Below are 23,510 nucleotides of genomic sequence, written 5' to 3'. Positions count from 1 at the left end.
AAACACTTTAAGGAAAAGTATAGCTTTTTCTCAGGATTTTTTCTACAGGCCGGCTTAATGCTTAGCCTCATTCGCATACCATTGCCAGCCAATTTTCATGAAGATTTCCGCTGTCCGTTGCACTCCATCTAATTTATAATGCGCTATTGCATCGGAGCTTTCCTTATCCATCTCGATGGCGGTATCCAATTCGCGCATAGTTTGAGACCTCAAGTCATAAAGCCTAACCTTGTCTTTATTATTCCCATTCTGCTCGATAGCCATATCCACAATTAGAATCCTTTCATGTTGTTGGTCAAAGGCGAGAAATGACTTGTTTTGATCGTTCAATGAAGTATCCAATGTCAAGAATTCCTGTGGTTTAACAGCTTCTCCGGACGCCACTTGTTTCATATTCAGTATAGATACCTTTAGTGGGTAGGCTGTCCGTTCATTTGCATTCTGTGCGCCAGTCGCCAGAAATACATGCTCGCCAAAACCATAGATACCAATCAAAAAGTTATAGACCTGAGCCCCTCCGGCATATAACGGGAAGGTATAGACTTTGCGAGCTGAATAAGGCGACAACTCCGTCTGTTCCTTGGAGCTTAAATATAATGTGTATGGCTCCGTGGGATACAGAAGCTTTGTTGTTTGGTTCTTCTTCATAGGTGGAGCCGGTGACCATAGAATCCCTTCCGAGGTATCAGCCGCATAGGAAGCGTTCTTGTCCCGATCAAGAGGAAGCGTCATAAAATAGTATTTTCCGTTAAATTCAAAGTCAGCCGAACTAAAGGTAGGCAAATACTTTGTTGCTCCAGGAGAAGGGAAGGGTTGTGACGCAGCAGCTGACTGAGTCTTTATGGTGGATTCCGAATTCAAGTCTCCCTGTCGCAGCCCGCTATTAGGCCACACTAGAAGGATAATCAATAAAGCAGCAGCCAACCCGGTCAAGACCCTTCTTTTCCCTAACTTGAATTTAATAGAATACCGGGGATGACGATGTACTGCCGCCTGTTCGATTCGTAGCATAAGTTCCGGTGTGAAGCCCTGTTCGCGCAAGGGGTTCTTTCCAGCAACACTGTACCAGTTCGTATCATCAATTCTCACATTTTCTCTGTCCGCTTTGTTCTTCATTCCCGCTCCTCCTCCTTAATGGCAATCCGAACTTTATCCCGGGCTCGCGCCAGACGTGACTTGACGGTTCCTTCAGCTACTCCCAGCAGCTTCGCCATCTCAGCAATAGATAATCCATGCTGGATATCGAGTGCCAACACTTCCCTGTTCTTCTTCGGGAGTGCCATGATGATTTCCCAAATTCGGTTAGCATACGCATTGCCGAGCGCCTCCTGCTCTGCAGAGCGGACTTCGCCCGGTGAATGCTGCTTCGTATCCAGTGTGATGAATCTGCGCCAAAAGTTGCTTTTGCCATAGCTGAAAGCCGTATTTCTAGTAATCGTCAGCAGCCATGTCTTGAGCGAAGAGTCCCCCCGGAATTTCCCGATGCTTCGGTACGCCTTCAGAAAAACCTCCTGACTGATATCATTCGCTTGTTCGCGGCTGCGGGTCAGAAAGAACGCATAGTTCCACACATCCGAACCGTATTCCTCCATCATTTCCCTCAAAGTCACAGCTGGAGCATAGCTAGCTTTGGCCATATACCCCATATCATTACTTTGCATTATGTATCTCACCTCTTGCCCAATAAGACTTCCCAGGATGCAAAAAGTTCCCTGTTCTCATAAAAATATACTATAAGAATATCATTCTGCTCTTTGTTCGCCGTTAATATTTGCACTTTCTCTTTTACCATGGGGTCCATATCCCCTCTAAAAAGAAAAAATACAACAGGCGTGAATGCCCATTGTATTGCGTTTGAACTATTTTATAGTTTAGTGTTATGTATGCAGATCACTAAACTAGGAACCGCAGAACCATAACCGTTATTATGCCAACCCCAACCGTCCCTAATAAGCTTTTGGTGAAAATGGCTGTCAAAAAAGTAGGCAACGCCGCCCATAACTCCACGTTATTTGATAGAGATGCTAGCTTCCCGTCCGATATTAAGAGCTCTTGTGCTACAAGAGCCGCCATAACGGCTACAGGGATATAACTCAACCAGCGCATCAACCATTCCGGCAAAGCCTTACGGCTAAGCACCATAATCGGCAACACTCTTGGAATAAGCGTTACTAAAGAAGCTCCTACGATGATAATAAATACATGCCATCTTATTTCCACTTGTCGATCACCATTCCTATCGTAGCTGCTATAACCGTAGCAACAATTACAGCCATGCTAGGTGATAATACATAACTTGCACCGATTACGCTCGCGACTGTGCACAGCACAACGATCATATCTTTAAGTAGCTTTCTGCGACTTACCAATTGAAGAACCAGTAGACCGATGAACATCGCAGACAAGGCAAAATCAAGCCCGAGCTTCTCGGGATTCGCAATCCACTGGCCCAGGTACGCACCAGCTAATGTAGCGATTATCCAGTTGATGTACGCCGTAACATTTAGCCCATGCATCCATCGTTCACTGAGGTGCTGCCGATCCGTCACCTTGTTCATCGCAACCCCGAAGCTTTCGTCCGTAAGCAAAGCTCCAATCAGCATATTTTTAAACGGGGTAAGCTGACGAAAATACGGAGCCACCGCAGCACTCAATAGAAGATGGCGAAGATTTACGATAAATACAGTTAAAATGATTGCAGCAGTCGAGCCTTGGGTTGCGATCATTCCAGCCACGATAAATTGTGCCGATCCTGCATAAATTAAGATTGACATAAGCGTAATCTCAGCCATGCTCAGACCTGATGTATGACCGATCACACCAGCAGCGAAGCCGATGCTTAAGTACCCTAGTAAGGTGGGGATGCAATCCTTAACCCCTTGGAGAAAGCTGTCCTCCGATTCGGTTAACTCTATTCCAGTGCCTTGTAATTGAACATTCTCCCTCATGCTCTCACCTCTCTTTCTTACGTACCGCATATCCTAGTTAGGATAATGAATAATATTAAAAAACTTGACCGTCGACGTCCCCACATTCCGGTAGGTATGTGGTCTATTCGCCTGAAACATGACCGACATCTCCGGCTCGATGATGTACTGCTCCCGCTCAATGATAAGCTCCAATACCCCCTCAGAGACCAGCACATACTCCTCAACTCCGTCGTAATGAGCCTCTGATTCATGGGAACAGCCCGGCTCAAGCTCAATACTATAAATTTCGAACTGCTTCTTGGAGTCGAAGGGAAATAAAGAGTGAACCCGATAATTTCCGTCATCTTCTGTAATCGCATTTTTTTTGGATACGACTGTTACAAGCGGTGCTTCTTCCTTAATCAGAGACGAAAAGGACACATGCAGTCCATTGGCAATTTTCCACAGCGTAGTTACCGTAGGATTCGTCTCGCCTCGCTCGATTTGACCAAGCATCGCCTTGCTTACCCCAGTTAGTTCCGCAGTCTGATCCAGACTCAGCTTACGTTCCTTGCGTATTCTGGACACATTCTTGCTTATGCTGATATTTATGTTGTTCGGATGAATGACCTTCTCCTCCTCCACAGTTTCGTTCATTATATTATTTATTTGTATAATATAACGCACAAAAAGGAATGAGTAAATACCCATTGTCGCCGATGAAACAGCTTCGATGGTAAATATGCGGGTTACCGCTAGGTATTTTAGATTGGGTTGAAATTTTGAGCGTATCTCAAAATCAATGCCTGCTTCGTCAGGGAGCTGGCCCTGGCTCCAGCGATTTTACGCCGGTTAAGAAGCTAACGGACTCCAGAAACCTTATTGCCTATAATTCGGCCATCTAAGAAGCTAACGGACTTCAGCGACCTTATTTCCTAATTCAGCCATTTTAATAAGCTAACGGACTTCAGCGACCTTATTGCCTATAATTCAGCCATCTAAGAAACTAACGGACTCCAGCGACCTTATTGCCTATAATTCGGCCATTTAAGAAGCTAACGGACTCCCGTGACCTTATCGGCAGAAATACTGTTAAAATATCGCTACTCCGTAGGAAATAACGTCATCTGAGTCCGCTACATGTCCCAGAATAAATTCTTATGGAAAATAACGGCTATACGGTCCGTTCGATGGCATAAATACGCTATAACCTGCTCAAGGGAGTGCGCTCTTAAGCAGATTTAACCAGGTTCATTAACCATGCACTGATGACGATGATGAGCCGAACCTTTTTTTGTAATCATAGTCGGTTTGAAAATGCTGGGGGATGAGCGCTTGCGTATGCACAAACCATTATCATTATTGTGGGCTAAGCTTCTATTAGCTTCAGCGGACTAGAAGCAGTAGACTGGAAGCATTAAACTGCTACTTATATAGGCTGGCGGATGAACAGAGGATGATACAACGGGGTAAATGAACTCTTTGGAGATATACATCAATCAACAAGAAGCGGAATAAGGCCCTGATCAGCTCTCCTCCCGCTTCTTGCCTATATAGCAAACTTAATCTTCCCACACGCTGGCATAAGCGTAGTTGCGAATGGTGCCATGCCAACGGAACCACGGAGTGCCACTCTCTTGCTGTGCGTAGAACATTGCTATCTCGGCCTCCGGATCTATAACAACATAACAACCGCGGGCGCCATCCCATCCAAACTCTCCGTTAAAGCTAAGGGAGTTGTTATCTTCCCGATCGACCAATGTTCGTACGCCAAGGCCGTAGCTATATCCGCTTTTACTTACGCCGCCAAACTGGGCAAAATCCTGCTGTGCCTGTGGGTTCAGACGTCTTGTTCTCATCTTGTTAACAGTCTCTTTACGCAAAATCCGCTCGCCGTTCGTTGCCAGACCATAATTACATAGCGCCTCAGCAAACAAAATATAATCCGGAACGGTCGAATATAACCCCCCGCCACCGTTCTCATAAGCAGTGCCTGGCTGCAGCACAAAATGTTCTCCTATGCTCTCGTGCGTATGGTTCTGCCCATTGAAGTGATTGTACAGCTTGGAGAAGCGATTCTCATCCTTCAACTGGAAAGAAGTGTCCTTCATCCCAAGCGGATCAAAAATATTCTCCTTCAGATAAGCCCCAAATGTTTGTCCAGACAGCACTTCAATCAGGGCTCCAAGCACTTCATGACAAGAACCGTATTTGAAACGTGAACCCGGTTCGAAAATGAGCGGTTCGCTAGCTAACGCCTTAATCACATCCAGCGTTTTGCCTTCCCCGTTCGACTCTTCAACAACACGCATCGTTTCCTTCGTATCTCGTTGATCGATACCGGCTGTCATACTGAACAGATGCTCGATGGTGATAGGTTGCTGTGCAGGCCGCAGCTCTTCCGATCCATCCTTGAGTGTATGCCGCACGGTCATATGCTTGTACTCCGGGATATAGGCGGACAATGGATCATCCAACCGGAACTTCCCTTCCTCATATAATTGCAGAAGCGCCGTACATGTGATTACCTTCGTCGCGGAGTATAACCGGAAGATCGTGTCCTGTCCAAACCGCACTCCATTCTCTACGTCTGAAAACCCGGCATAATGCTCAAATACCGGCTGATGCTTGTGATACATTGCAAACCCCAAGCCGGGGACATTCTTCTCTTTGTAGAATGAGTCCAAATACGCCTTTAATTTTGAAAAGTTCACATGTCCTTCCTCCAATCGAAAGTTAAGTAATTCAAGACATGAAACCGCATTCAAGATAGAGCATAAATATATGTGCTAGATGAAAAACCGTCCCTTTGGGTACAGATGGTACGCCCTCAGCTTACCACCTAGTAACTTCTCCCCTAGCAGCTCGTCTACGGTTTTAAGCTAATATTTCATGATTACAACATACCTGAAAAGTTCCCCGGAGGCTATAGAACTTTTAATTAAACAGAGAAATCTTCAATAATTTCAACGATCTCTTTCTTTCCATTAAACGAGGAGCTCAGGCAGTTCATTATTTACAGTTTCCTCCCAATACTCTCTAGCCTGTTCAACTATAACCCTAGAATGGCGCTCATTTTCTGCCCGATATAACCCATCACTACATCAGCATCTTCTGTCGGTATTTATTCAGTTTAGCTTCAGCGGCAAGCAGCGACGCGGTAAAATCCTTTCCCCGACTATTCTCATCTCTCCTGTGGTACAAGCTGCGCAAAAAATTCTTGCTGTTCACCCGGGCAATCATCTGTTTACGACTTCTCGGCCAATCGACGCATTGTGTCAGGGTATTGATCCAGTCAGAGATATCTTGCCTTGGAAGCAGCTCTCTTTCTAGCATGACATCCACGATGCTGACCATTCGTTCGTCATCTTCCTCATTAAAGCTTTGTTTTCCGTTATAAAGCATTCCATGAATGGCATCGAGAACCTCATAAAGCAACGCACTATCGCTTTCCGGACACTGAACCAACTCTACCAGGGTATCCGCACCGTGAGCCGCGCTATGGGCCCAGCCACCTTCGGCCAAATACCCACGTAGATCCTTTTCTTCACGATAATAACGGAGCAGCGCATGCTTCAAATTCGCAAATTCCCCTGCTTCCAGCAAAGGCTGCTGTCTGTGGCGACGAACGATTAGGGCAATAACTAGCACAGTGAAGGTTCTTGTAAATACACTAGGGTCTTCGTCGCTGCCAATACAGTAAAATAGATGCTCTTTATCGGTCAGAGTCATTAGCATTTCGCTGAGTTCCTCTGCCGTGAACCGCTTTTGAACCTCTATCCATTCATAAAAGGTCGGATAAATAAGTCCATCCCGTAGCTCGGACATAGGATCACCAATATATTGCAGCATCAATGTAATGAAATCCTGTATTTGCTCATTTTCACGAAACTGATAATGCTCCTCCTCGATTCTTTGCAGATCCATTATGAGCTTTGACCTTGTCTTGTCCATTGGTTCGTCTCCTTTAATCTTGGCGTTAATATTTCTATTACAATCTTCAGCCCATCGTGAAATATAAGCCGAATGCAGCAGCGCTTCTACCACTTGTGATAATTAGATTTTTTATTTTCATTTCATTAATAAAAGAGAAAAATAACTATTTATGTTTTTAAAAAGAAACATACATTAGGACTAGCACTAAAGAAAATACAAACGAAGAAGTACAATACAAATACATTTTAGATAATAGTAATGTTAAAATGAATCCCAGCAAACTAACCACTAATACACCAATGTATAGTGCCATAGCTTTTTCGTTACTTGCGATAAAAGTCCCTCCGGTATTTAAAAGGTACCCTACCAATCCATACCAGCTGAAGAATCCAGATAAAAGACTCATACCAATAGAAATAATTACTTTCATATACTTTTCTATGTAGAACACCCTTTCAGCTGAATGACAACGCCCCTATATAAATATAATTATCGGAAATCATCGCATAAATCTGAAATATTAGTATTTTTTACAATCTATATTTAAACAGCGCTTACCTCTATCTAGTAACGGACACCAGTGACCTTATTCCCTATATATTCGACTGTTTAGGCACATAACGGACTCCAGTAACCCTATCAATGTAATAACTTGTCCAAATCTCCTGCTTTACTGTAAATAACGTCACCTGAGTCCGCTTCATATTTCAAAACACGAATCATCACAAATAGCGGCGATACAGTCCGTTCGTACCCAAGTTGTCTCACTTACTCAATCTTCAGATAATGACCCTGCAGTTTGAGACTTATTACTTGAATCCAGATTGTCACCTAAGGTTTAGGAGCCGCCTATATATTCCCCTCAAAAAGATTAATTATTAAAATAAAAACTAAAATTGAAGGAAATATTTTGTTTTTCATATCAACGTTCCCTTCTACTAAGACGAGGTAAAACTAAACGTAACAAAAATACAAATCCCTAGAAAAAGCGCAAGAAAACAATAACCGTATACTTTCAATCGAGCTACAGTAAAAATAAAAATTGCTAAACTTAATACTAGGATTACTAAATACAAATAACCATCTGGATCACCAATTGTGAAATCCCCCATTAATGAATAGCCAAACAACAAAAGTGAAAAGGGTATGACATAGCCAGCTATCAACCCTACGCATATTGAAACTATAGTTTTTACATTTTTCATATATTCTCCCCCTTTCGAGTCCAAAACTTATATTGTCTTTTTCGGAAAAAAACCAATAGCCTTCATAGCAAAAAAAGTCGAATAATATAATTAAAAGGAATTAATATGACAAAAATAGATATTCAATCTCATCCCTCATTCCCCCACATCCAGCTTATGCCGCACCTTGATCTCATCCTTCGTAACCTTCATCTGAATTTCCCCCTGCCGATCTGTACGGTACACCGTTGTACCGCTGTCGGCCAGACGCTCCATTACCACTGGTGCTGGATGCCCGTACATGTTGTTAACGCCCGCCGAGATGACTGTAGCTACTGGCTGCCAGAATTGCAGCCAATCCTCTCCCGTTGAAGTCTTGCTACCATGATGCGCCGCTTTCAGTACATCGACCTGTGGTCCAGTGTGAAAACCTAATGCGTTCCCCTGGGCGACAATCTCTTCTTCCGCAGCTATATCCATATCCCCTGTGAACAGGAAATTCCGCTCATACATATTCAGGCGAAAGACTACGGAGGCATGATTCTGGTTGTCCGTCTCAGGAAGATGCCCCTCTTCCCCCTCTAACGGCGGCGGCCACAGGAAAAATAAGCGAGTAGCCTTGTCCGGAGCAAGTTCCATCCCCTGATGCACAGCATACAGCTGGACACTGGCTTCCAGTGCGGTCCGCATCAGCTTCTTATATGACTCCTGGTCAGCCATAGTCCCGTTGAATAAGAAGGCAGAGACCGGAATATTCTCCAGCACAGCCTGTAACCCTCCGGCGTGATCCTGATCGGCATGGGTCAGAATGATGGCATCCAAGCGGTGAATGCCGCGTTTTTTAAGGAGCGGGACCAGCACCTTAGCTCCTACCTCGAACGGATTGCGACGGATACGCCACTCTTCTTTTTTGCCAAAATTGACCGTTCCGCCGCCGTCGACCAGAATGTGAGACCCGCCCGGGGTGGTGATCAGACTGCTATCGCCCTGCCCAATGTCAAGATAACTGATGCTGCCGCCACCTGGAAGCTTATCCGGTAGATAGCCCTGATACAATAGCAAACTGAATCCTGCAAACATTGCAAACAGTATTACCCCACTCCAGCGTAGTGCTGGTGACCTCCATCCAGTGTACATCGTTGACAGTTCCTTAATTCCACGTACGTCCCGGAATCTTTCAGATCCCATTGATTCTTCTAAGGGTCTTGTCTCGTCCTCTGCATATTGCCTTGCACTGTCCCTCGCTTCGATCCGCAGTTTGGCGAAGTACAGCAGTGCGAAGAGTAGGACGTAATATGCACAGATCCATAGTAGAGAAGGTGAACGCCAGATCATCACCCCTCCCGAAAATCCGTTGATCCATTCTACCAATCCAAACGTGACATTATTCAGCAGTTCTGTAACAGTTGCCAACAACCTTGCCGCATCCCCCCAGAGTCGCCCCAGCATTAAAGCGAGCGCCCCTAGCGGCAGAACAACAAGGGTTATCAAAGGCACCAGTACAAGATTGGCAACAAAGGACATCAGTGAGAATTGGTTAAAATAGAAGATTGTTAATGGAAAAGAAATGAGCTGCGCGACGAGAGTCACCGATACAGCACTCCTGAGCCATTGAGGCAGTCTCCTCAGCAAAACATCAACCAGCGGTATATAAATCATCAGCCCGGCCGTCACCAGGAACGACAATTGGAAACTGACATTCACCAACATATAGGGATTCCAAATCAGCATGACGAGCGCAGAAGCGCATAGAATGTTCAGACCGTCTTTCAGAATCCCTGCACGCGCAGCGGCCAAAGCGATCATACTCATCAGTCCGGCGCGAATCACCGAAGGTCCCGCCCCTGACAAAAGCACATATACAGGTACAAGCATGAACGTGATAGTTAAGGTCGTCTCCCGGGTCAGGCGGAAGCGTTTTAGGAGAAAAAGAATTGCCCCCACGTACACCGCCACATGCATTCCTGAAATCGCCAGGATATGTGTCAGCCCCAGCTGGGAGAACTGCCGAAACGTCTCTGGATCGAGGTCATCCTGCATCCCGATAATAAGACCCTTCATATACCCTGCATGCAGCTTTTGAAATAACTGATCCAGTTCAGCCCCAAGCGCTGACCGTGCTCCATCATTCCAGCGTAACACCGTGGACAGTCTCCAAGACCCTGGCGGTGCTGTCTCCACAGTCTCTGCTCCCGTTACTTTCAGCAACCAATAGATGTCCCGGGTCTGGAGGTAAGCTCTGTAGTCAAAACCGCCAAAGTTCCGGGCTTCCTGGGGCTGCTCCAGCACACCTGTCAGCTTTACAAGGTCGCCCCGCTTCCACGCAGCAGCTATCTCTATCTCCGATTCTGCCTGCAATTTCACCTGCACAGCAATCTGTTCTCCTGCCCCTGTGCCGCCAGAAGACTTCTCGCTGCGTTGTACACCAGTGTGGTCAGGACCACTTCCGAAGCCGCCCCCTGCCTGTCCTCCTAACTCCTCGCTGCGAGTAATCTCCGATATTTTCATTGTAAAATCTGCACGATCCCCGTCCTGATTCACCGGAGAAACTATAACTCCCTCTGCCTTCACTTCAACCTCTTTCGTCTCTGTGGGTTGCAACTGAAGGGCGCCGGGGAGTCTACTGAAATGATGAACTTCATTCCATTCCCAGTAACCACCCGACAGAATCAAGGCTGCTGCCAATACTGCGATATATTTCAGACCCAGCCTCCCCGTACAGGCGAGCGCCGCGAGCAGCAACAATAATCCCGCTCCGACAAGAAGCAATCTGCTCCCGGAATATAAATAGGCCGCAGTACTGCCGATCACCCAACATACGGTAAAGCTTAACAGTGGTCTAGCTCGCAAATCCTCATCCTCCCTCTCTTCGCTGCACCCGGCAGCAAATCTGTATTCGCCCCTCTAACGATTCAAATGAGAAATATACTCAGGGCAGATGAAAATCATCTTTTCCACACCTTTTCTCATGCATAAACACTTTCATGAGTCTGGCTCATAACACGTACTAAAAACGCTAAAGCCATGCATTTACGCAAAAAGACCCCTGTATCCGCACCAATCATGCGTCAACAGAGGTTCTTCCCCAGCTCATTACTTAGTTAATTCGTAGTTTCCAGCCTATTCCGATACCGTGATCATCGTCTCCGGCGGTGGCTCATAGCTCTCCAATTGGCGGAATATAATCCCCTTAGAGGCCATCATGGCCCGTACTTTCTCCATATCCTTTCGGTAAGGACGATAGTACACGATCTCTACAATCCCGCTATTGGCCAGCATATTGGCGCAGGTCCAGCAAGGCTCATCGGTGACATATACGGTACTGCCTTCACGGTCAATCCGATCGGTGAACAGCAGCAGATTCTGTTCGGCATGAATAGTGCGAATACAGCGCTGCTTCTTGACCATCGTCTCGACACCGTCCACAACCGCCATCTCAACCGTCTCCGAGACCATACAGCCGGCCTCCGAGCAATCCGGCACTCCCATCGGTGCGCCATTATAGGCGGTTCCGAGCAGCTTTTTGCCCTGCACTAGTACAGCACCGACATGACGACGATTACAACGCGAACGGGTTGAAACCATGCAAGCAATGTCCATAAAGTAGGTATCCCAGTTTTTGCGTTTGACTCCAGTCATCTTCCATCTCCATCTTCTCTTCTTCAAAATATTTGTTTACTATTGTAGCACATCACCGCATGTGTCCACTAGGACAAGAAGTGCCATCTACCCTTGGAGAGTATGATTAAAAGGCCACCATCGGCCGTAGTTTCTCCAGCACCTTCGGTCCGATCCCCTTAACCTTGCCCAGGTCTGTCGCACCTCGGAAAGAACCTTTACTGTTACGGTAATCGATAATGGCTTGCGCCTTCTTCTCCCCAATTCCTGGCAAATTCATTAATTCTGCTACGGTTGCCGTATTTACATTGATCAGTCCGGAAGCGGGGGTAGCGGGTGGAGGGACAGGGGGAGCAGCTGCAAGTGCTGCGGCGCTTGCCCCAGCACTTGCTCCAGCACCCGCTTCACCATTCGCTCCACCACTCGCTCCACCACCCGGCTGGCCCGGCGCTTGTCCCTCTACAAAGGCCTGCTGCCCTGACGGAGAAACTGCATTTGCAGAATTTGTATCGTTTGCAGCATTTGCAACGTTCACAGCATCTGTAGCATTTGTGGCATTTGTGGCATTTGCAGCCCCTGCAGGCAGCGCCGCCCCTATATTTGCCCCCGCATCAGTTGCGTTCCCCAATGCTACAGGTGCGGCTACCGAAGCGGCTTCTGCCCCTGGCTGAACAGACTCGGCCAAAGCCCCTTTGTCCTGTCCACCTTTTTCACCAGCCGGCACTTTTCCTTCCTCCTGAACAGCGACCCCAATAGCCTGCCCCATACTGACATTAAGCGTCTCCCAACCGGCTATACCGGAACTACTGCCGCTCGCGGCCCATATTAAACCACTACCTATAAGCGCTGCGGCTATTCCACCGATGATTGTTCCTTTATTCACCTAACTTCACTCCCTTCTTTGTATCCTTCTATTCGTTTTTTTGAATATAAATACAACCCATGCAATATAAACACTTGCCCTTTTAAACAAAACCTGTCATGTGTCCAAGGCTACTCTGCATACATATAACGAAGAGAATTCATGTCATTCCTCAAAAAAGCAACATGGGAAAGGAGGAACCTTAGGATGAAGATAGGATTTATCGGAACCGGCAGCATGGGCAGTCTATTGATTGACGCGTTCATTTCCTCCGGTGCACTTGAGCCAAGTCAGGTGCTAGCCAGCAACCGCAGCACAGGCAGGCTGTTGCAGCTTCAAGAGCGGCATCCTGGAATCAAGCTATGCGAGAGCAACAGCGAGACTGCTAGCGGAAGCGATATCCTTTTTATATGCGTGAAGCCCCTGGAATTCAAAACGCTGACAGATGAGATCGGCTCGATCTTAACAGAAGAGCAAATCGTGGTTTCCATTACTAGCCCTGTGCAACTTCATCATCTGGAAGGCGTTCTACCGTCCAAAATCGCCAAAGTCATCCCTAGCATTACGCACTGCGTCAAGAGCGGCTCATCTCTTTGCATCTTTGGCAGTCGCCTAAATACGGAAGACAGGCAGCAGTTGCTCAGCCTTCTGTCATTTATCGGCGTTCCTATAGAGATCAACGAAGCCCATACCCGGATTGCTTCTGATTTCTCCAGCTGCGGACCTGCTTTTCTAAGCTATTTCATCGAGCGCTGGATCGATACCGCTGTCGTTACAACCGGTATTGACGGGACTTTAATCAGTCGTCTGGCCGGTGAAATGCTGCTTGGCACAGGCAAGCTACTGACTGAAGGAAACTTCAGCCCGCAGGAGCTACAGGAACGGGTTGCCGTTCCCGGTGGGATTACAGCAGAAGCTCTGAACCATTTGCGTCTCAGTTTAAATGGTGTGTTCGAGCAGCTGATCGCTACAACCCATGACAAATATGACGAGGATGTCGACAAGCTGAATCTGCTCTTCGGATTGGACGATACTCCCCAGGACTCACCTGATAGCTAGTAATTCCCCTACTTAAACAAGCCTCGTTCAGACAGCGTCACCCCTTATTCTGCAAAATAAAACCCGCAGCACGGATCACTCCGATGCTGCGGGTAATATTACGTTCTTCGCTTAACCCACTACGATATTTACAAGCTTGCCTGGAACGGCAATAATCTTGCGTACAGTCTTGCCTTCAACGGCTGCACTCACATTCGGGAGCGCAAGCGCATGAGCCTGCATTTCATCCTGGCCCATATCCTGCGGGATCAGAGCGCGTTGTACGATTTTGCCATTGACTTGAATGACAATCTCAACCTCAGCATCCACAGTCCATGCCTCATCATAACTTGGCCAAGCTACATAGCTGATGCCATCTTCATGACCCAGCAGCTGCCAAAGCTCTTCTGCCAAGTGAGGCGCCAGCGGCGACAGCATTTGTACGAAGTTCTCGGCTGCTTCCTTGGAGATTGTGTCCTGCTTGTAGGCGTCGTTGATGAAGATCATCAGCTGGCTGATCGCCGTGTTGAAGCGCAGGTGCTCGAAGTCCTCAGTAACCTTCTTCACCGTCTTGTTCCAGGTCCGTTTGAACTCATCCGTACCGCCATCAGCTGTAATCTTGCTGCTCAAGCTTCCGTCCTCGTTCACGAACAGGCGCCATACACGGGACAGGAAGCGATGAATCCCTTCCACACCCTTCTCGTTCCATGGCTTGGTCGCTTCCAGCGGCCCCATGAACATTTCATAAACACGCAGTGTATCACCACCATAAGCGTCCACGATCTCATCCGGGTTGATGACATTACCGCGTGATTTACTCATTTTCTCATTGTTGTTACCCAGGATCATTCCCTGGTTCACCAGCTTGTGGAACGGTTCCTTGGTATCCACTACGCCGATATCGTACAGCACCTTGTGCCAGAAACGGGCATACAAGAGGTGAAGTACCGCATGCTCGGCTCCGCCAATGTACAGATCCACCGGAAGCCATTCTTTCTGCTTCTCTGGCGAACAGATCTCATCATTGTTGTGCGGATCGATATAGCGCAGGTAGTACCAGCAGCTGCCCGCCCATTGAGGCATCGTGTTGGTCTCACGGCGTGCCTTCATACCGGTCTCCGGATCAACAGTCTCTACCCATTCGGTCACGTTAGCCAGCGGAGATTCTCCTGTGCCAGACGGCTTGATGACATCGACATGCGGCAGCATCAGCGGCAGCTGATCCTCCGGTACAGTCTTCATTGTGCCGTCTTCCAGATGCAGAATTGGAATCGGCTCACCCCAATACCGCTGACGGCTGAACAGCCAATCGCGCAGACGGTACGTCACTTTGCCTTGACCCTTGCCGTTCTCTTCGAGCCAGGAGATCATCTTGGCAATGGCGTCTGCATTGTTCAAGCCGTTCAGGAACTCGGAATTGACGTGCGGACCGTCTCCTGCGTAAGCTTCTTCCTCGATATTACCGCCTTGTACCACTTCAACGATGTTCAGACCGAATTGCTTCGCGAATTCCCAGTCGCGGGAATCGTGTCCTGGTACCGCCATGATGGCGCCTGTGCCGTAACCTGCCAGCACATAGTCCGCAATCCAGATCGGCACTTGTGCACCATTCACTGGATTTACAGCATAAGCACCTGTGAATACGCCGGTCTTTTCTTTTGCCAGATCGGTACGTTCCAGGTCACTCTTACGCGAAGCCTTCTCACGGTATTCCGAAATTGCTGCACGCTGTGCCTCGGTAGTAATTACGTTCACCAGTTCATGTTCTGGCGCCAGTACACAGTAGCTGGCTCCGAACAAAGTATCCGGGCGGGTCGTAAATACTTGCAGGCTGGACTCGTGGCCCTCGATGGCGAAGGTCACTTCCGCACCGGTCGATTTGCCAATCCAGTTGCGCTGCATATCCTTGATGCTCTCGGACCAATCCAGTTCTTCCAGATCCTCCAGCAAGCGCTCAGCATAATCTGTAATCTTCAGAATCCACTGACGCATCGGCTTGCGCACGACAGGGTGGCCACCGCGCTCACTTTTACCGTCAATTACTTCTTCGTTCGCCAGAACTGTGCCCAGTGCCTCACACCAGTTCACAGGCACTTCGTCTACATAAGCCAGTCCACGGTTGTAGAGTTGAATGAATATCCATTGCGTCCATTTGTAATACTCAGGGTCTGTTGTGCTGATCTCGCGATCCCAGTCATACGAGAAGCCCAGGGACTTGATCTGGCGGCGGAAGTTATCAATGTTCTTAAATGTGAATTCCCGCGGATCCTGTCCGGTATCCAGTGCGTATTGTTCTGCTGGCAGACCGAACGCATCCCAGCCCATCGGGTGCAATACATTGTAACCACGCATACGCTTGTAGCGGGAGACGATATCAGTTGCCGTATAGCCTTCCGGATGGCCTACGTGCAGCCCTGCACCTGAAGGATACGGAAACATATCCAGTGCGTAAAATTTCGGTTTTCCAGACTCTTCACCAGTCTTGAAGGTCTTGTGATCATCCCAGTATTTCTGCCATTTCGGTTCAATGGCCTGTGCCCGGTAGCCGCCAGCGGCTGTGTTGTTTGGTTGATTGTCGCTCATGTCATGCCCCTCCTTGGAGTGTTGCTAATCAGTAGAAACGGCTGTGCCTTCCCCTTGAAGAGGAAGACCTGCGTTTCTCGTAAAAAAATATAAGCCGTATGTACTGCACGAAGCATATACATTCTTATATTCAAGTAGAAACGACTTAACCGTCCGCTAAGTGACGGCATCCGTTTCAGCGAGAAATATAAGGGTGGTTTATAAGCGTAAAACTTATAAATCCTTATATTTTCAAAAAAACCTCCCATCCCTAGCGTATAATCGCTAGGGACGAGAGGTCTGAATTCCCGTGGTACCACCCTAGTTAGCGGCTGGATATGCTTTACCGGCCACTCACTTTGCACCCTTTAGCGGGGGTGAGGCGACGATGGTTCACACACTGTGATGCTCCCCCTGGGGAACGCATCTCTTCTGCGGCTTGCATCGTTACTCCGAGGTGAGTTCATTCCTTTCCGTCAACCGGCTCGCACCCTTGTGCCGGCTCTCTGCAATAACGGTCTACTCGGAACTAATACTCCTCATCATTGAACAGCTATTCAAGATTTGAATCGTAATATTCCACAACATTATATACAATAGCCCTGCCTGTAGTCAATCATTAACCACATCTACACCGGCTTTCTTCTGATATAGTATGCCACGAAATGCTGAATGACAACCTTGGCCGCCGCGAAAAAAGGCACTGCCAGAATCAATCCCAGCATCCCGGCCACCTCGCCCCCGACCAGCAAGGCAAAAATAATCAGCAGTGGATGCAGATGAAGCGTTCGGCCCACAACCTGAGGCGAAATAATGTTGCTCTCCACAATCTGGCACAGGGTGTTCACCAGTGCAACCAATAGCACCAGCTTCAGCGAGTCGGTCGAAGCCATCACAATAGCCGGTGCTGCGCCGAGAAAGGGTCCCATATAGGGCACGATATTAAACACCGCAACGACGCTGGCGAATAGCAACGCATACGGCATTCCGATGATCGCATAGCCAATATAGGCAAACACTCCAATAATTATGCAGACCAGAAATTGACCGCGAATATAGTTTCCTAGCGCCTCATCGATATCTTTGAACAGGGTAACAATTGATTTCCTACGCGACCGGGGTAGACACGACACAATTGTCCGTTCAAACACTTCAAAGTCCTTAAGGATGTAGAAAACAAGAAACGGTACGATAAAGGCATTGAACAGCACGTTGATGGTAGAGCCGATATTATCAAGAAAGTTAGAGATCCCTTCTGCCAAACGATTTTCCAGTTGAAAAAACCAATTGTTCATCCCCATCTCCACACCCGGCGGAATCAGCTTGGAGTTCATACCGCTCATCAAGCTCTGGGCACGGAGTGTCATTTCCGGCAGATGCTCGTTTAATTCTTCCAACTGCTCGATGAACATGGGGATCAAATTGATCGCCATGACGGCAATTGCTGTTAGAAATACGGCATATATGAGCAGAACAGCGACACTTCGCGGCATTTTCCGTCCGGCCAGCATGCTGACTACAGGATTAAGCACATAAGAAATAATCATGGCTGCCAGAAACGGCGCCAGAATTGCTTTTAAAAACATCCAAATTCCCATCAACATCGGACGAAGCAACCAAACAAAATACAAAATGATCAGAGAGAGCAGCACCCCGATCATCCAGCGGAACCATTTACTTTGGGACCATTGCTCCATGAGTGCGACCTCCTGCGGTATAACTGGACTGGCTACGTACATAAGTATATGTTCTACCGCAGTAAAATAATCGCTTCTACTCCAGCCGCGCCAAAATAAGGCTTATTCTTCGGCCCAAAAGAGTCCGAAAAATCAAAAAACGCCAATAACCCTGCAGCTTTGGTTCGCTGAAAGGAAATTGACGTTATATGACCTATGTACCGCTATTCAGACCAACTCCAATGAAGGCTTAGGAAGAGGCGTGAATCTGCGGGAAATCCTGGGCGATTTCTTCTCCGGGAAAGAGGTCGTCAAGCGAGCTGAGCGTACCGTCTTCCTCCACCTGGTACACGGACATTTTCTCCCCGTTCACCGTTAATTCAATAAAGCAGCCCCAGCAATAAAATTGATGCGAGCCGATCTTGCCAATATCTTTAGAGCCACAGTTTGGACACTTCATAATAAATATTCCACCTATCCGTTAACAATATTAATGGCTTTCTGTAGCCGTTCTTCGCTCATCGCGGGCACCATGACGGTATCCTCACCGATAGACATCTCTTCAGAACAAGGCAGCCATTTGCGGCCTTCGATCAAATCAGTCACAAGTCCGTCACTGATTTCCAGCGCTACTATTGTGTTTCCCATCTTTTGGTCAAAATAAACATCGGAGATCCGGCCCAGTATCGTTCCGGCTGCAGTAATAACCTGCAAATCCTTCAATTTACGTTTGCCCAGAAGAAAAGTATATGGTATGTGGTCAGCTTCTGCCTTTTCAATCGACTCTTTACTGCGAATCATGACAGCATCCTCGCCATAGGCGATCATTTCGTTCCATGCCACAACTTTCACATGATTGGTGAAAAAAGTTTTGCTTTCCAGTTCAATACCCGTAATCTTCCAGTTTGAATCCACTAGAATATCGACAATTTTTCCGACTACCTGACCTTCCTCTACCTCAAATACAGCAAGGCCGATCATATCCTGAAGTTTCATGGCTGTTCCTGGTCCCCCTGATTGTGAAGTGTTATTCGGAATTCCAACGAGCCGGATGCCCAAATTCCATCACTCCATATCAGAACCGCAAAAATGCCTAGTCTCTACTACGCAGCCGATTCAAAATGGTTGCAACTTTTTGGGCAACATGCTCTATTTCTTCAGTAGTATTACCCAAACCCGTGCTAAAACGAATCGCCGTGTCCAAAAGATTCCCAGGGAGCTTCATCGCTTGCAGCACATGGGAAATCTCCAGTGATCCTGAGGTGCAGGCCGAGCCACTGGCTGCGGCAATTCCCTCCATGTCCAGGTTCATCAGCATGACATCGGTCCGAACCCCCGGAAAGCTCACATTCAATATTCCCGGTAGAAAATGTTCGGAATTCCCGTTCACCACGAATCCCTCGTTTCCAACCAAACGGGTCAGCTCATCCTGCAGCAGCTTCCGCAGTTCCAGCGCCTTCGCGCTGCGCTGCTCCTGCCCCTGAACCGCCAGCTCTACCGCCTTCGCGAACCCGGCTGCGCCAGCCAGATTCTCTGTGCCTGCACGCCGGCCACGTTCTTGCAAACCGCCGTGCAGCCTTGGATGCACCGGCGCACCGCGCCGTACATAGAGACCGCCGATCCCCTGTGGGCCATTTATTTTGTGAGCGGTGAAGCTCATGTAATCCACAGGAAGCTCACGCAGCTTGATCGGCAGCGCTCCTAGCGCCTGAACCGCATCGACGTGAAACAGGATACCCCGCTCCCCAGCCAACCGGCCGATCTCTGCAATCGGCTGAACAGTGCCCACTTCATTGTTGGCATACATCACACTGATCAGCACGGTGTCTTCACGCAAAGCGGCCTCTACATCAGCTACAGAAACAAGGCCTGTCTCATCAACAGGTAGATAAGTAACCGTATACCCTTGATGCTCCAGTTCCTCGCAGGTATGCAGCACTGCATGATGCTCAATCATCGTGGTAATGATATGACGACCTTTGTCAGTAGAAGAAGCCGCAGCACCGAACAATGCCAGATTGTCACTCTCTGTTCCTCCACCAGTGAACACCCACTCGTCGGGGAAACAGCCCAAAAAGGCCGCGATGGAATCACGCGCCCCGTTCAAAATTCTTTTGGCCGAACGCCCGAATTGGTGCACACTGGACGCATTGCCATAGCTTTCTGTCATTATATTCAGCATGACCTTCGCTACCTCAGGATGAATCGGGGTTGAGGCAGCATGGTCCAAATAGATGGATTTCATAGCTAAAGTTCTCCACTTCTATAAATATGGGAATTGATGATTTGATTATAACGCCGAAGACGGATATTTGCCAAAAAAAGTTATTGCAAATCTAGAACACATTAATAAGAAGTATCGAAGTGTAATTAAAGGCATTTTTGCACCTTAAATCCTCTACAGCTAAGGGTTAATGGAAATTAAGTGCAATAATGTACCTTAATTCTCCCAGAATACCCGTCCAGCGTGCTTTTTTCGAGAAATAAGATACAATAATGCCCTTATTCCCCCCATTTGCCTATATCAAGGAAAAATAAGGTGCAAAAATGCCATTAGTTGGGGAGATAGCCCTCTTTTTCACCGTTAAGACTACTGATGAAGGGGATATACCGCTTCTAGTAATTGAAATCTTTCAAAAAGTCTGTGTTCCGGTGCTAGCTTTCTACGGAAAGCTTCCAGGCGAGAGCTTTGCGCCTACAGTTCTAACTTCTTCGTTCGCTCATCTTCGCTTTTTGTTCATTTCATTTGTTCGGCTTATATGTTTTTATCGATCACTCAAACAGGCCGGCCAGATTATCCTCGGAGAACACGGTGATACCATGCTTACGCAGAAGTGCAGTGGTGACGCCATCCCCGGCAATCTTCTCACCTGAAAACTCACCGTTATAGATCATTGCGCTGCCGCAAGACGGACTGTTCTCCTTCAGCACAACCATGGTGGCTCCGATCTCCTGAGCCTTGTTCAGCGTTATCTGCGCGCCACGAAGGTACAGCTCAGTCACATCGACTCCAGACCTGTCCATCACTCGGGCCTTTCCTTCTAGCACATCGTACCCGTCTCCGCCAACGATCTCAGCCGGCTCCCGTGGGGTAGAGAAGCCGCCCAGCAATTCTGGGCAGACCGCCACAGCCTTATTCTCGTCCAGGAGTTTCTGAATGCTTCCATGCAAGCAATCGGTGCCGTTATATCTTACTTTCATTCCTGCCAAACATGAGCTTACCAGAATCACCCGGCACACCTCTATTCATAAAATATAATGCCTTGGAGGCGCAAGAAAAAACGGATGCACCGTCCCATAAGGGACAGTGCCCGTTTTGTTTGAGCAACACTGTATTGTCAAGTATATCAGAAAATCGCCTTAACCGCCCTGTTTTTCTGATGTCCGAGCTCGGATTTGTCTGGCGAATAGCCCAAGAACTGGCATTAGCAATACTGCTGAAGTGACGATGGAGGCCCGAACCGACAAACGATTGCCGATCCAGCCTACCAGTGGTCCGCCCGCCGACTGACCCAGGGCATCGGATTGGCTCATCATCGAGATCACCGTTGCCCGTGACTTACTCTCGACGTGCTGATTGAGCCATGTATTGTAAATCGGTCCGTTCAGGGTCATGACTGTATCGTGCAGAAGCACAGCGGCAAGCGCCCATCCGAAGCCGGGAGCAAATGCCATGAGCAGGATTGCCCCGATCCGTAAAGCAGTCAGTACAATCAGACTAAAGACGATCAGCGGCCGGCTGTTGATATCCATTTTTTTCTCCGCAAGCCAGACCACCGGCAGACTGACCAGTGTCGACAGCAGAGAGATCAATCCAACCCACACCGCTACCGAGGCCGTTATCCCTGCGGGAAATCCGATGTCTGTAATCAGATGTGCTTGCCATAACCGATCATATCCTTCCGACGCCGCACCGCTGAACACGGTAACGAGCAGTAGCATCAGCAAAACCGGATGACGGCGAATCATGCCTGCTCCAGATAACCAAGCAGTTTTCATACTTTTCAAATGTGCAAATGACGTTCCCTCCGTCTTCTCCGGTCTGACAAACTTCGTCTCCCTCATATAGCGGATCAGAAAGAATCCCAGTACCAGATACATCAAGCCTGCAGCCACATAGGGCAGATTCGACTGGATCATAGACAGCCCTACACTAATGCCGATACCAGCCAGTGTTCCGAACAGACTCAGCCGCTTGGCAGTCAGAAAAACACGTCCAGCCTCCTGCTCGCCGACCTCATCTACAATCCAGGCAATGTCAGCACCGCTCGTGAACGTGTACCCAATGCCAAAGAAAAGCTGCGACACTAACAGCCACGCAAAAGCCGAAAACAACGGAACACTGCTCTCCAGTGCCTGTACACTACCTTCAACTACAAAGCCTACACCTAAGATGAACATACCTATGATCACCGACCATTTGCGGCTGTACACATCCGCGATCACGCCGGTAATCCCTTCAAAAATCAATACCGTTAGCTCCAGCACCACACCCACCATCAGCAGCTGCAGCGGACTAAGACCAAGGGTAATGACCTGATACACCGCATAGGTAGTAAACATCGTGGCATTGGCAAGGGATGTCCAAAATCCCATAAAGGAATACACATGTCTTGCATTTAGCTTGCTTTTCATAAAACCGGGTCCGCCTCTCTATTAACGGCAGAATCATCCGTACACGTTCATCCCAGCTTCATGAGTCCCAGTCTAAGCCGTGCGAAAGTTCTACCGGTCTGTTCTTCCTTTCCATACTGTGAGTGAACAAGCAGCCAAGTTTCTCTGTCGCATAAGAACACACCTCCGAAATTAGTTGAGATTAATTATATTCATTAGATACCAGTTAGGCAGGGGAAAGAATGAGTATAGTTGAAAAGTACCTGGGGGATTCCGATAGAAGGAACATGATAAATGAGAGCTAGGGGGCTAATACATTGCAATCACATATTATAGATTATTTAAAAAGAATTCGTATAAAGGTAATCCCCAGCATTTGAAAATGTTATTTACTGCTTTGGATGTTTTTTGTAGAGCTATCATTATAGAGAAGGAAATTTTCTCAAGCTACGCTGATTCGATAAAACATGTTATAGCTGAACTCTTTTATCCGCTTGATGATTATATTTTCAATTGCACTGAATATATTTGCTTTGTCAATTCTGACGGAATGATTTAGCTCGCAAAAAAAGTCCTCCCCAAATTTCTTGAGAAGGACTTCTATTAAAACATTTCTTTAGATGTAGAACATATAGTTATCGGCATGATTCTCTTCTTTGAAGTTAATCAGATCCGACAATGAAGTGGAATCCAGAACATCAGCGATGCTGTCGCGGATACGCAGCCACAGATCGCGCTTGGCCGGGTCATCTTCTTCCGTAAAATCGACAGGCGAAATAGGACCTTCCAATACGCGGATAATATCTCCAGCAGTGATGGTAGCAACTTCGCGGGACAGAATGTAACCGCCATAGGCTCCGCGAATACTTTTTACAAGACCTGCGTTCCGCAGGGGAGCGATCAGTTGCTCCAGATAATGTTCAGACAATCCATTTTTCTCAGCAATGCTTTTAAGTGATGTTGGACCCTCACCGAATTTCATGGCAAGCTCCATCATGATTGTTAATCCGTAACGTCCTTTTGTCGATATTTTCAAAGGGGCACCTCTTTCGGTTTAGTTGCTGTTTATAGTATAATCATTTGTCGGGTAATACAAAACTTACATTTCAAC

The 23,510-nt window shown here is 47.6% G+C and carries 20 protein-coding genes and 1 pseudogene; 1 reads left to right on the top strand and 20 read right to left on the bottom strand.

Going from position 1 to position 23,510, the window contains the following annotated elements; translation table 11 throughout:
- Positions 1-54: 54 nt before the first annotated feature.
- From ACFORK_RS01675 to ACFORK_RS01620, 12 genes and pseudogenes are all read right to left on the bottom strand, one after another.
- Complete coding sequence (locus ACFORK_RS01675; RefSeq protein ID WP_379194966.1) at positions 55-1,116, bottom strand: hypothetical protein; 1,062 nt, start codon at positions 1,114-1,116, stop codon at positions 55-57.
- Positions 1,113-1,661 carry an RNA polymerase sigma factor gene (locus tag ACFORK_RS01670; protein WP_379194964.1) on the bottom strand — a complete coding sequence of 183 codons (549 nt, stop codon included), beginning with the start codon at positions 1,659-1,661 and terminating at the stop codon, positions 1,113-1,115. Before ACFORK_RS01670 ends, ACFORK_RS01675 begins: the two co-directional genes overlap by 4 nt.
- A gap of 232 nt (positions 1,662-1,893) precedes the next feature.
- The gene (locus tag ACFORK_RS01665) at positions 1,894-2,220 is read right to left on the bottom strand and encodes an AzlD domain-containing protein (RefSeq protein ID WP_379194962.1); all 327 of its coding nucleotides are present in this window, start codon (positions 2,218-2,220) and stop codon (positions 1,894-1,896) included.
- Positions 2,211-2,948 carry an AzlC family ABC transporter permease gene (locus ACFORK_RS01660; RefSeq protein WP_379194960.1) on the bottom strand — a complete coding sequence of 246 codons (738 nt, stop codon included), beginning with the start codon at positions 2,946-2,948 and terminating at the stop codon, positions 2,211-2,213. Before ACFORK_RS01660 ends, ACFORK_RS01665 begins: the two co-directional genes overlap by 10 nt.
- A gap of 33 nt (positions 2,949-2,981) precedes the next feature.
- Positions 2,982-3,566, bottom strand: a complete 585-nt coding sequence (locus ACFORK_RS01655) for a helix-turn-helix domain-containing protein (protein ID WP_379194958.1) — start codon at positions 3,564-3,566, stop codon at positions 2,982-2,984.
- 905 nt (positions 3,567-4,471) lie between these two features.
- Positions 4,472-5,623: a serine hydrolase domain-containing protein gene (locus ACFORK_RS01650; RefSeq protein WP_379194956.1), complete on the bottom strand. Its 1,152-nt coding sequence runs from the start codon at positions 5,621-5,623 to the stop codon at positions 4,472-4,474.
- A 227-nt stretch (positions 5,624-5,850) separates the two neighbouring features.
- Positions 5,851-5,962 (bottom strand): annotated as a pseudogene (locus ACFORK_RS01645) (DUF2441 domain-containing protein); the annotation flags it as partial.
- Positions 5,963-6,008: 46 nt separating this feature from the next.
- Positions 6,009-6,863 carry a DUF2785 domain-containing protein gene (locus ACFORK_RS01640; protein WP_379194954.1) on the bottom strand — a complete coding sequence of 285 codons (855 nt, stop codon included), beginning with the start codon at positions 6,861-6,863 and terminating at the stop codon, positions 6,009-6,011.
- A gap of 920 nt (positions 6,864-7,783) precedes the next feature.
- Entirely contained in the window at positions 7,784-8,050 is a 267-nt protein-coding gene (locus ACFORK_RS01635) for a hypothetical protein (RefSeq protein ID WP_379194952.1), read from the bottom strand.
- A 135-nt stretch (positions 8,051-8,185) separates the two neighbouring features.
- The gene (locus ACFORK_RS01630; RefSeq protein WP_379194950.1) at positions 8,186-10,879 is read right to left on the bottom strand and encodes a ComEC/Rec2 family competence protein; all 2,694 of its coding nucleotides are present in this window, start codon (positions 10,877-10,879) and stop codon (positions 8,186-8,188) included.
- A 270-nt stretch (positions 10,880-11,149) separates the two neighbouring features.
- Positions 11,150-11,668 carry a deoxycytidylate deaminase gene (locus tag ACFORK_RS01625; RefSeq protein ID WP_379194948.1) on the bottom strand — a complete coding sequence of 173 codons (519 nt, stop codon included), beginning with the start codon at positions 11,666-11,668 and terminating at the stop codon, positions 11,150-11,152.
- 106 nt (positions 11,669-11,774) lie between these two features.
- Positions 11,775-12,530 carry a ComEA family DNA-binding protein gene (locus tag ACFORK_RS01620; RefSeq protein ID WP_379194946.1) on the bottom strand — a complete coding sequence of 252 codons (756 nt, stop codon included), beginning with the start codon at positions 12,528-12,530 and terminating at the stop codon, positions 11,775-11,777.
- A 186-nt stretch (positions 12,531-12,716) separates the two neighbouring features.
- On the opposite strand from ACFORK_RS01620, the gene comER reads away from it, so the two are divergent.
- Positions 12,717-13,568 carry a late competence protein ComER gene (comER, locus tag ACFORK_RS01615; protein ID WP_379194944.1) on the top strand — a complete coding sequence of 284 codons (852 nt, stop codon included), beginning with the start codon at positions 12,717-12,719 and terminating at the stop codon, positions 13,566-13,568.
- A 111-nt stretch (positions 13,569-13,679) separates the two neighbouring features.
- Here the strand turns inward: comER and leuS are convergent, their stop codons facing one another.
- The 8 genes from leuS to cymR form a co-directional block, all read right to left on the bottom strand.
- On the bottom strand, positions 13,680-16,130 hold the full coding sequence (gene leuS, locus ACFORK_RS01610) for a leucine--tRNA ligase (protein WP_379194942.1): 2,451 nt from the start codon (positions 16,128-16,130) through the stop codon (positions 13,680-13,682).
- A gap of 608 nt (positions 16,131-16,738) precedes the next feature.
- Positions 16,739-17,806, bottom strand: a complete 1,068-nt coding sequence (locus ACFORK_RS01605) for an AI-2E family transporter (protein WP_379194940.1) — start codon at positions 17,804-17,806, stop codon at positions 16,739-16,741.
- 229 nt (positions 17,807-18,035) lie between these two features.
- On the bottom strand, positions 18,036-18,245 hold the full coding sequence (locus ACFORK_RS01600) for a hypothetical protein (protein WP_066364384.1): 210 nt from the start codon (positions 18,243-18,245) through the stop codon (positions 18,036-18,038).
- 14 nt (positions 18,246-18,259) lie between these two features.
- Positions 18,260-18,781 (bottom strand): PRC-barrel domain-containing protein, encoded by a 522-nt coding sequence (locus ACFORK_RS01595; protein WP_379194937.1) that lies wholly within the window; start codon positions 18,779-18,781, stop codon positions 18,260-18,262.
- 97 nt (positions 18,782-18,878) lie between these two features.
- Positions 18,879-20,030 (bottom strand): cysteine desulfurase family protein, encoded by a 1,152-nt coding sequence (locus ACFORK_RS01590; RefSeq protein ID WP_379194935.1) that lies wholly within the window; start codon positions 20,028-20,030, stop codon positions 18,879-18,881.
- Between the two features lie 527 nt (positions 20,031-20,557).
- Entirely contained in the window at positions 20,558-21,016 is a 459-nt protein-coding gene (locus tag ACFORK_RS01585; RefSeq protein WP_379194933.1) for a 2-thiouracil desulfurase family protein, read from the bottom strand.
- 129 nt (positions 21,017-21,145) lie between these two features.
- Entirely contained in the window at positions 21,146-22,420 is a 1,275-nt protein-coding gene (locus ACFORK_RS01580; RefSeq protein WP_379194931.1) for an MFS transporter, read from the bottom strand.
- Positions 22,421-23,015: 595 nt separating this feature from the next.
- Entirely contained in the window at positions 23,016-23,435 is a 420-nt protein-coding gene (cymR, locus tag ACFORK_RS01575; RefSeq protein WP_379194929.1) for a cysteine metabolism transcriptional regulator CymR, read from the bottom strand.
- Positions 23,436-23,510: the final 75 nt, after the last annotated feature.

The organism is Paenibacillus sp. GCM10012306, from assembly GCF_042649265.1.
In the GTDB taxonomy this organism is placed as follows: Bacteria; Bacillota; Bacilli; order Paenibacillales; family Paenibacillaceae; genus Paenibacillus_AQ.
This window is presented reverse-complemented; position numbering and strand designations above follow the sequence as displayed.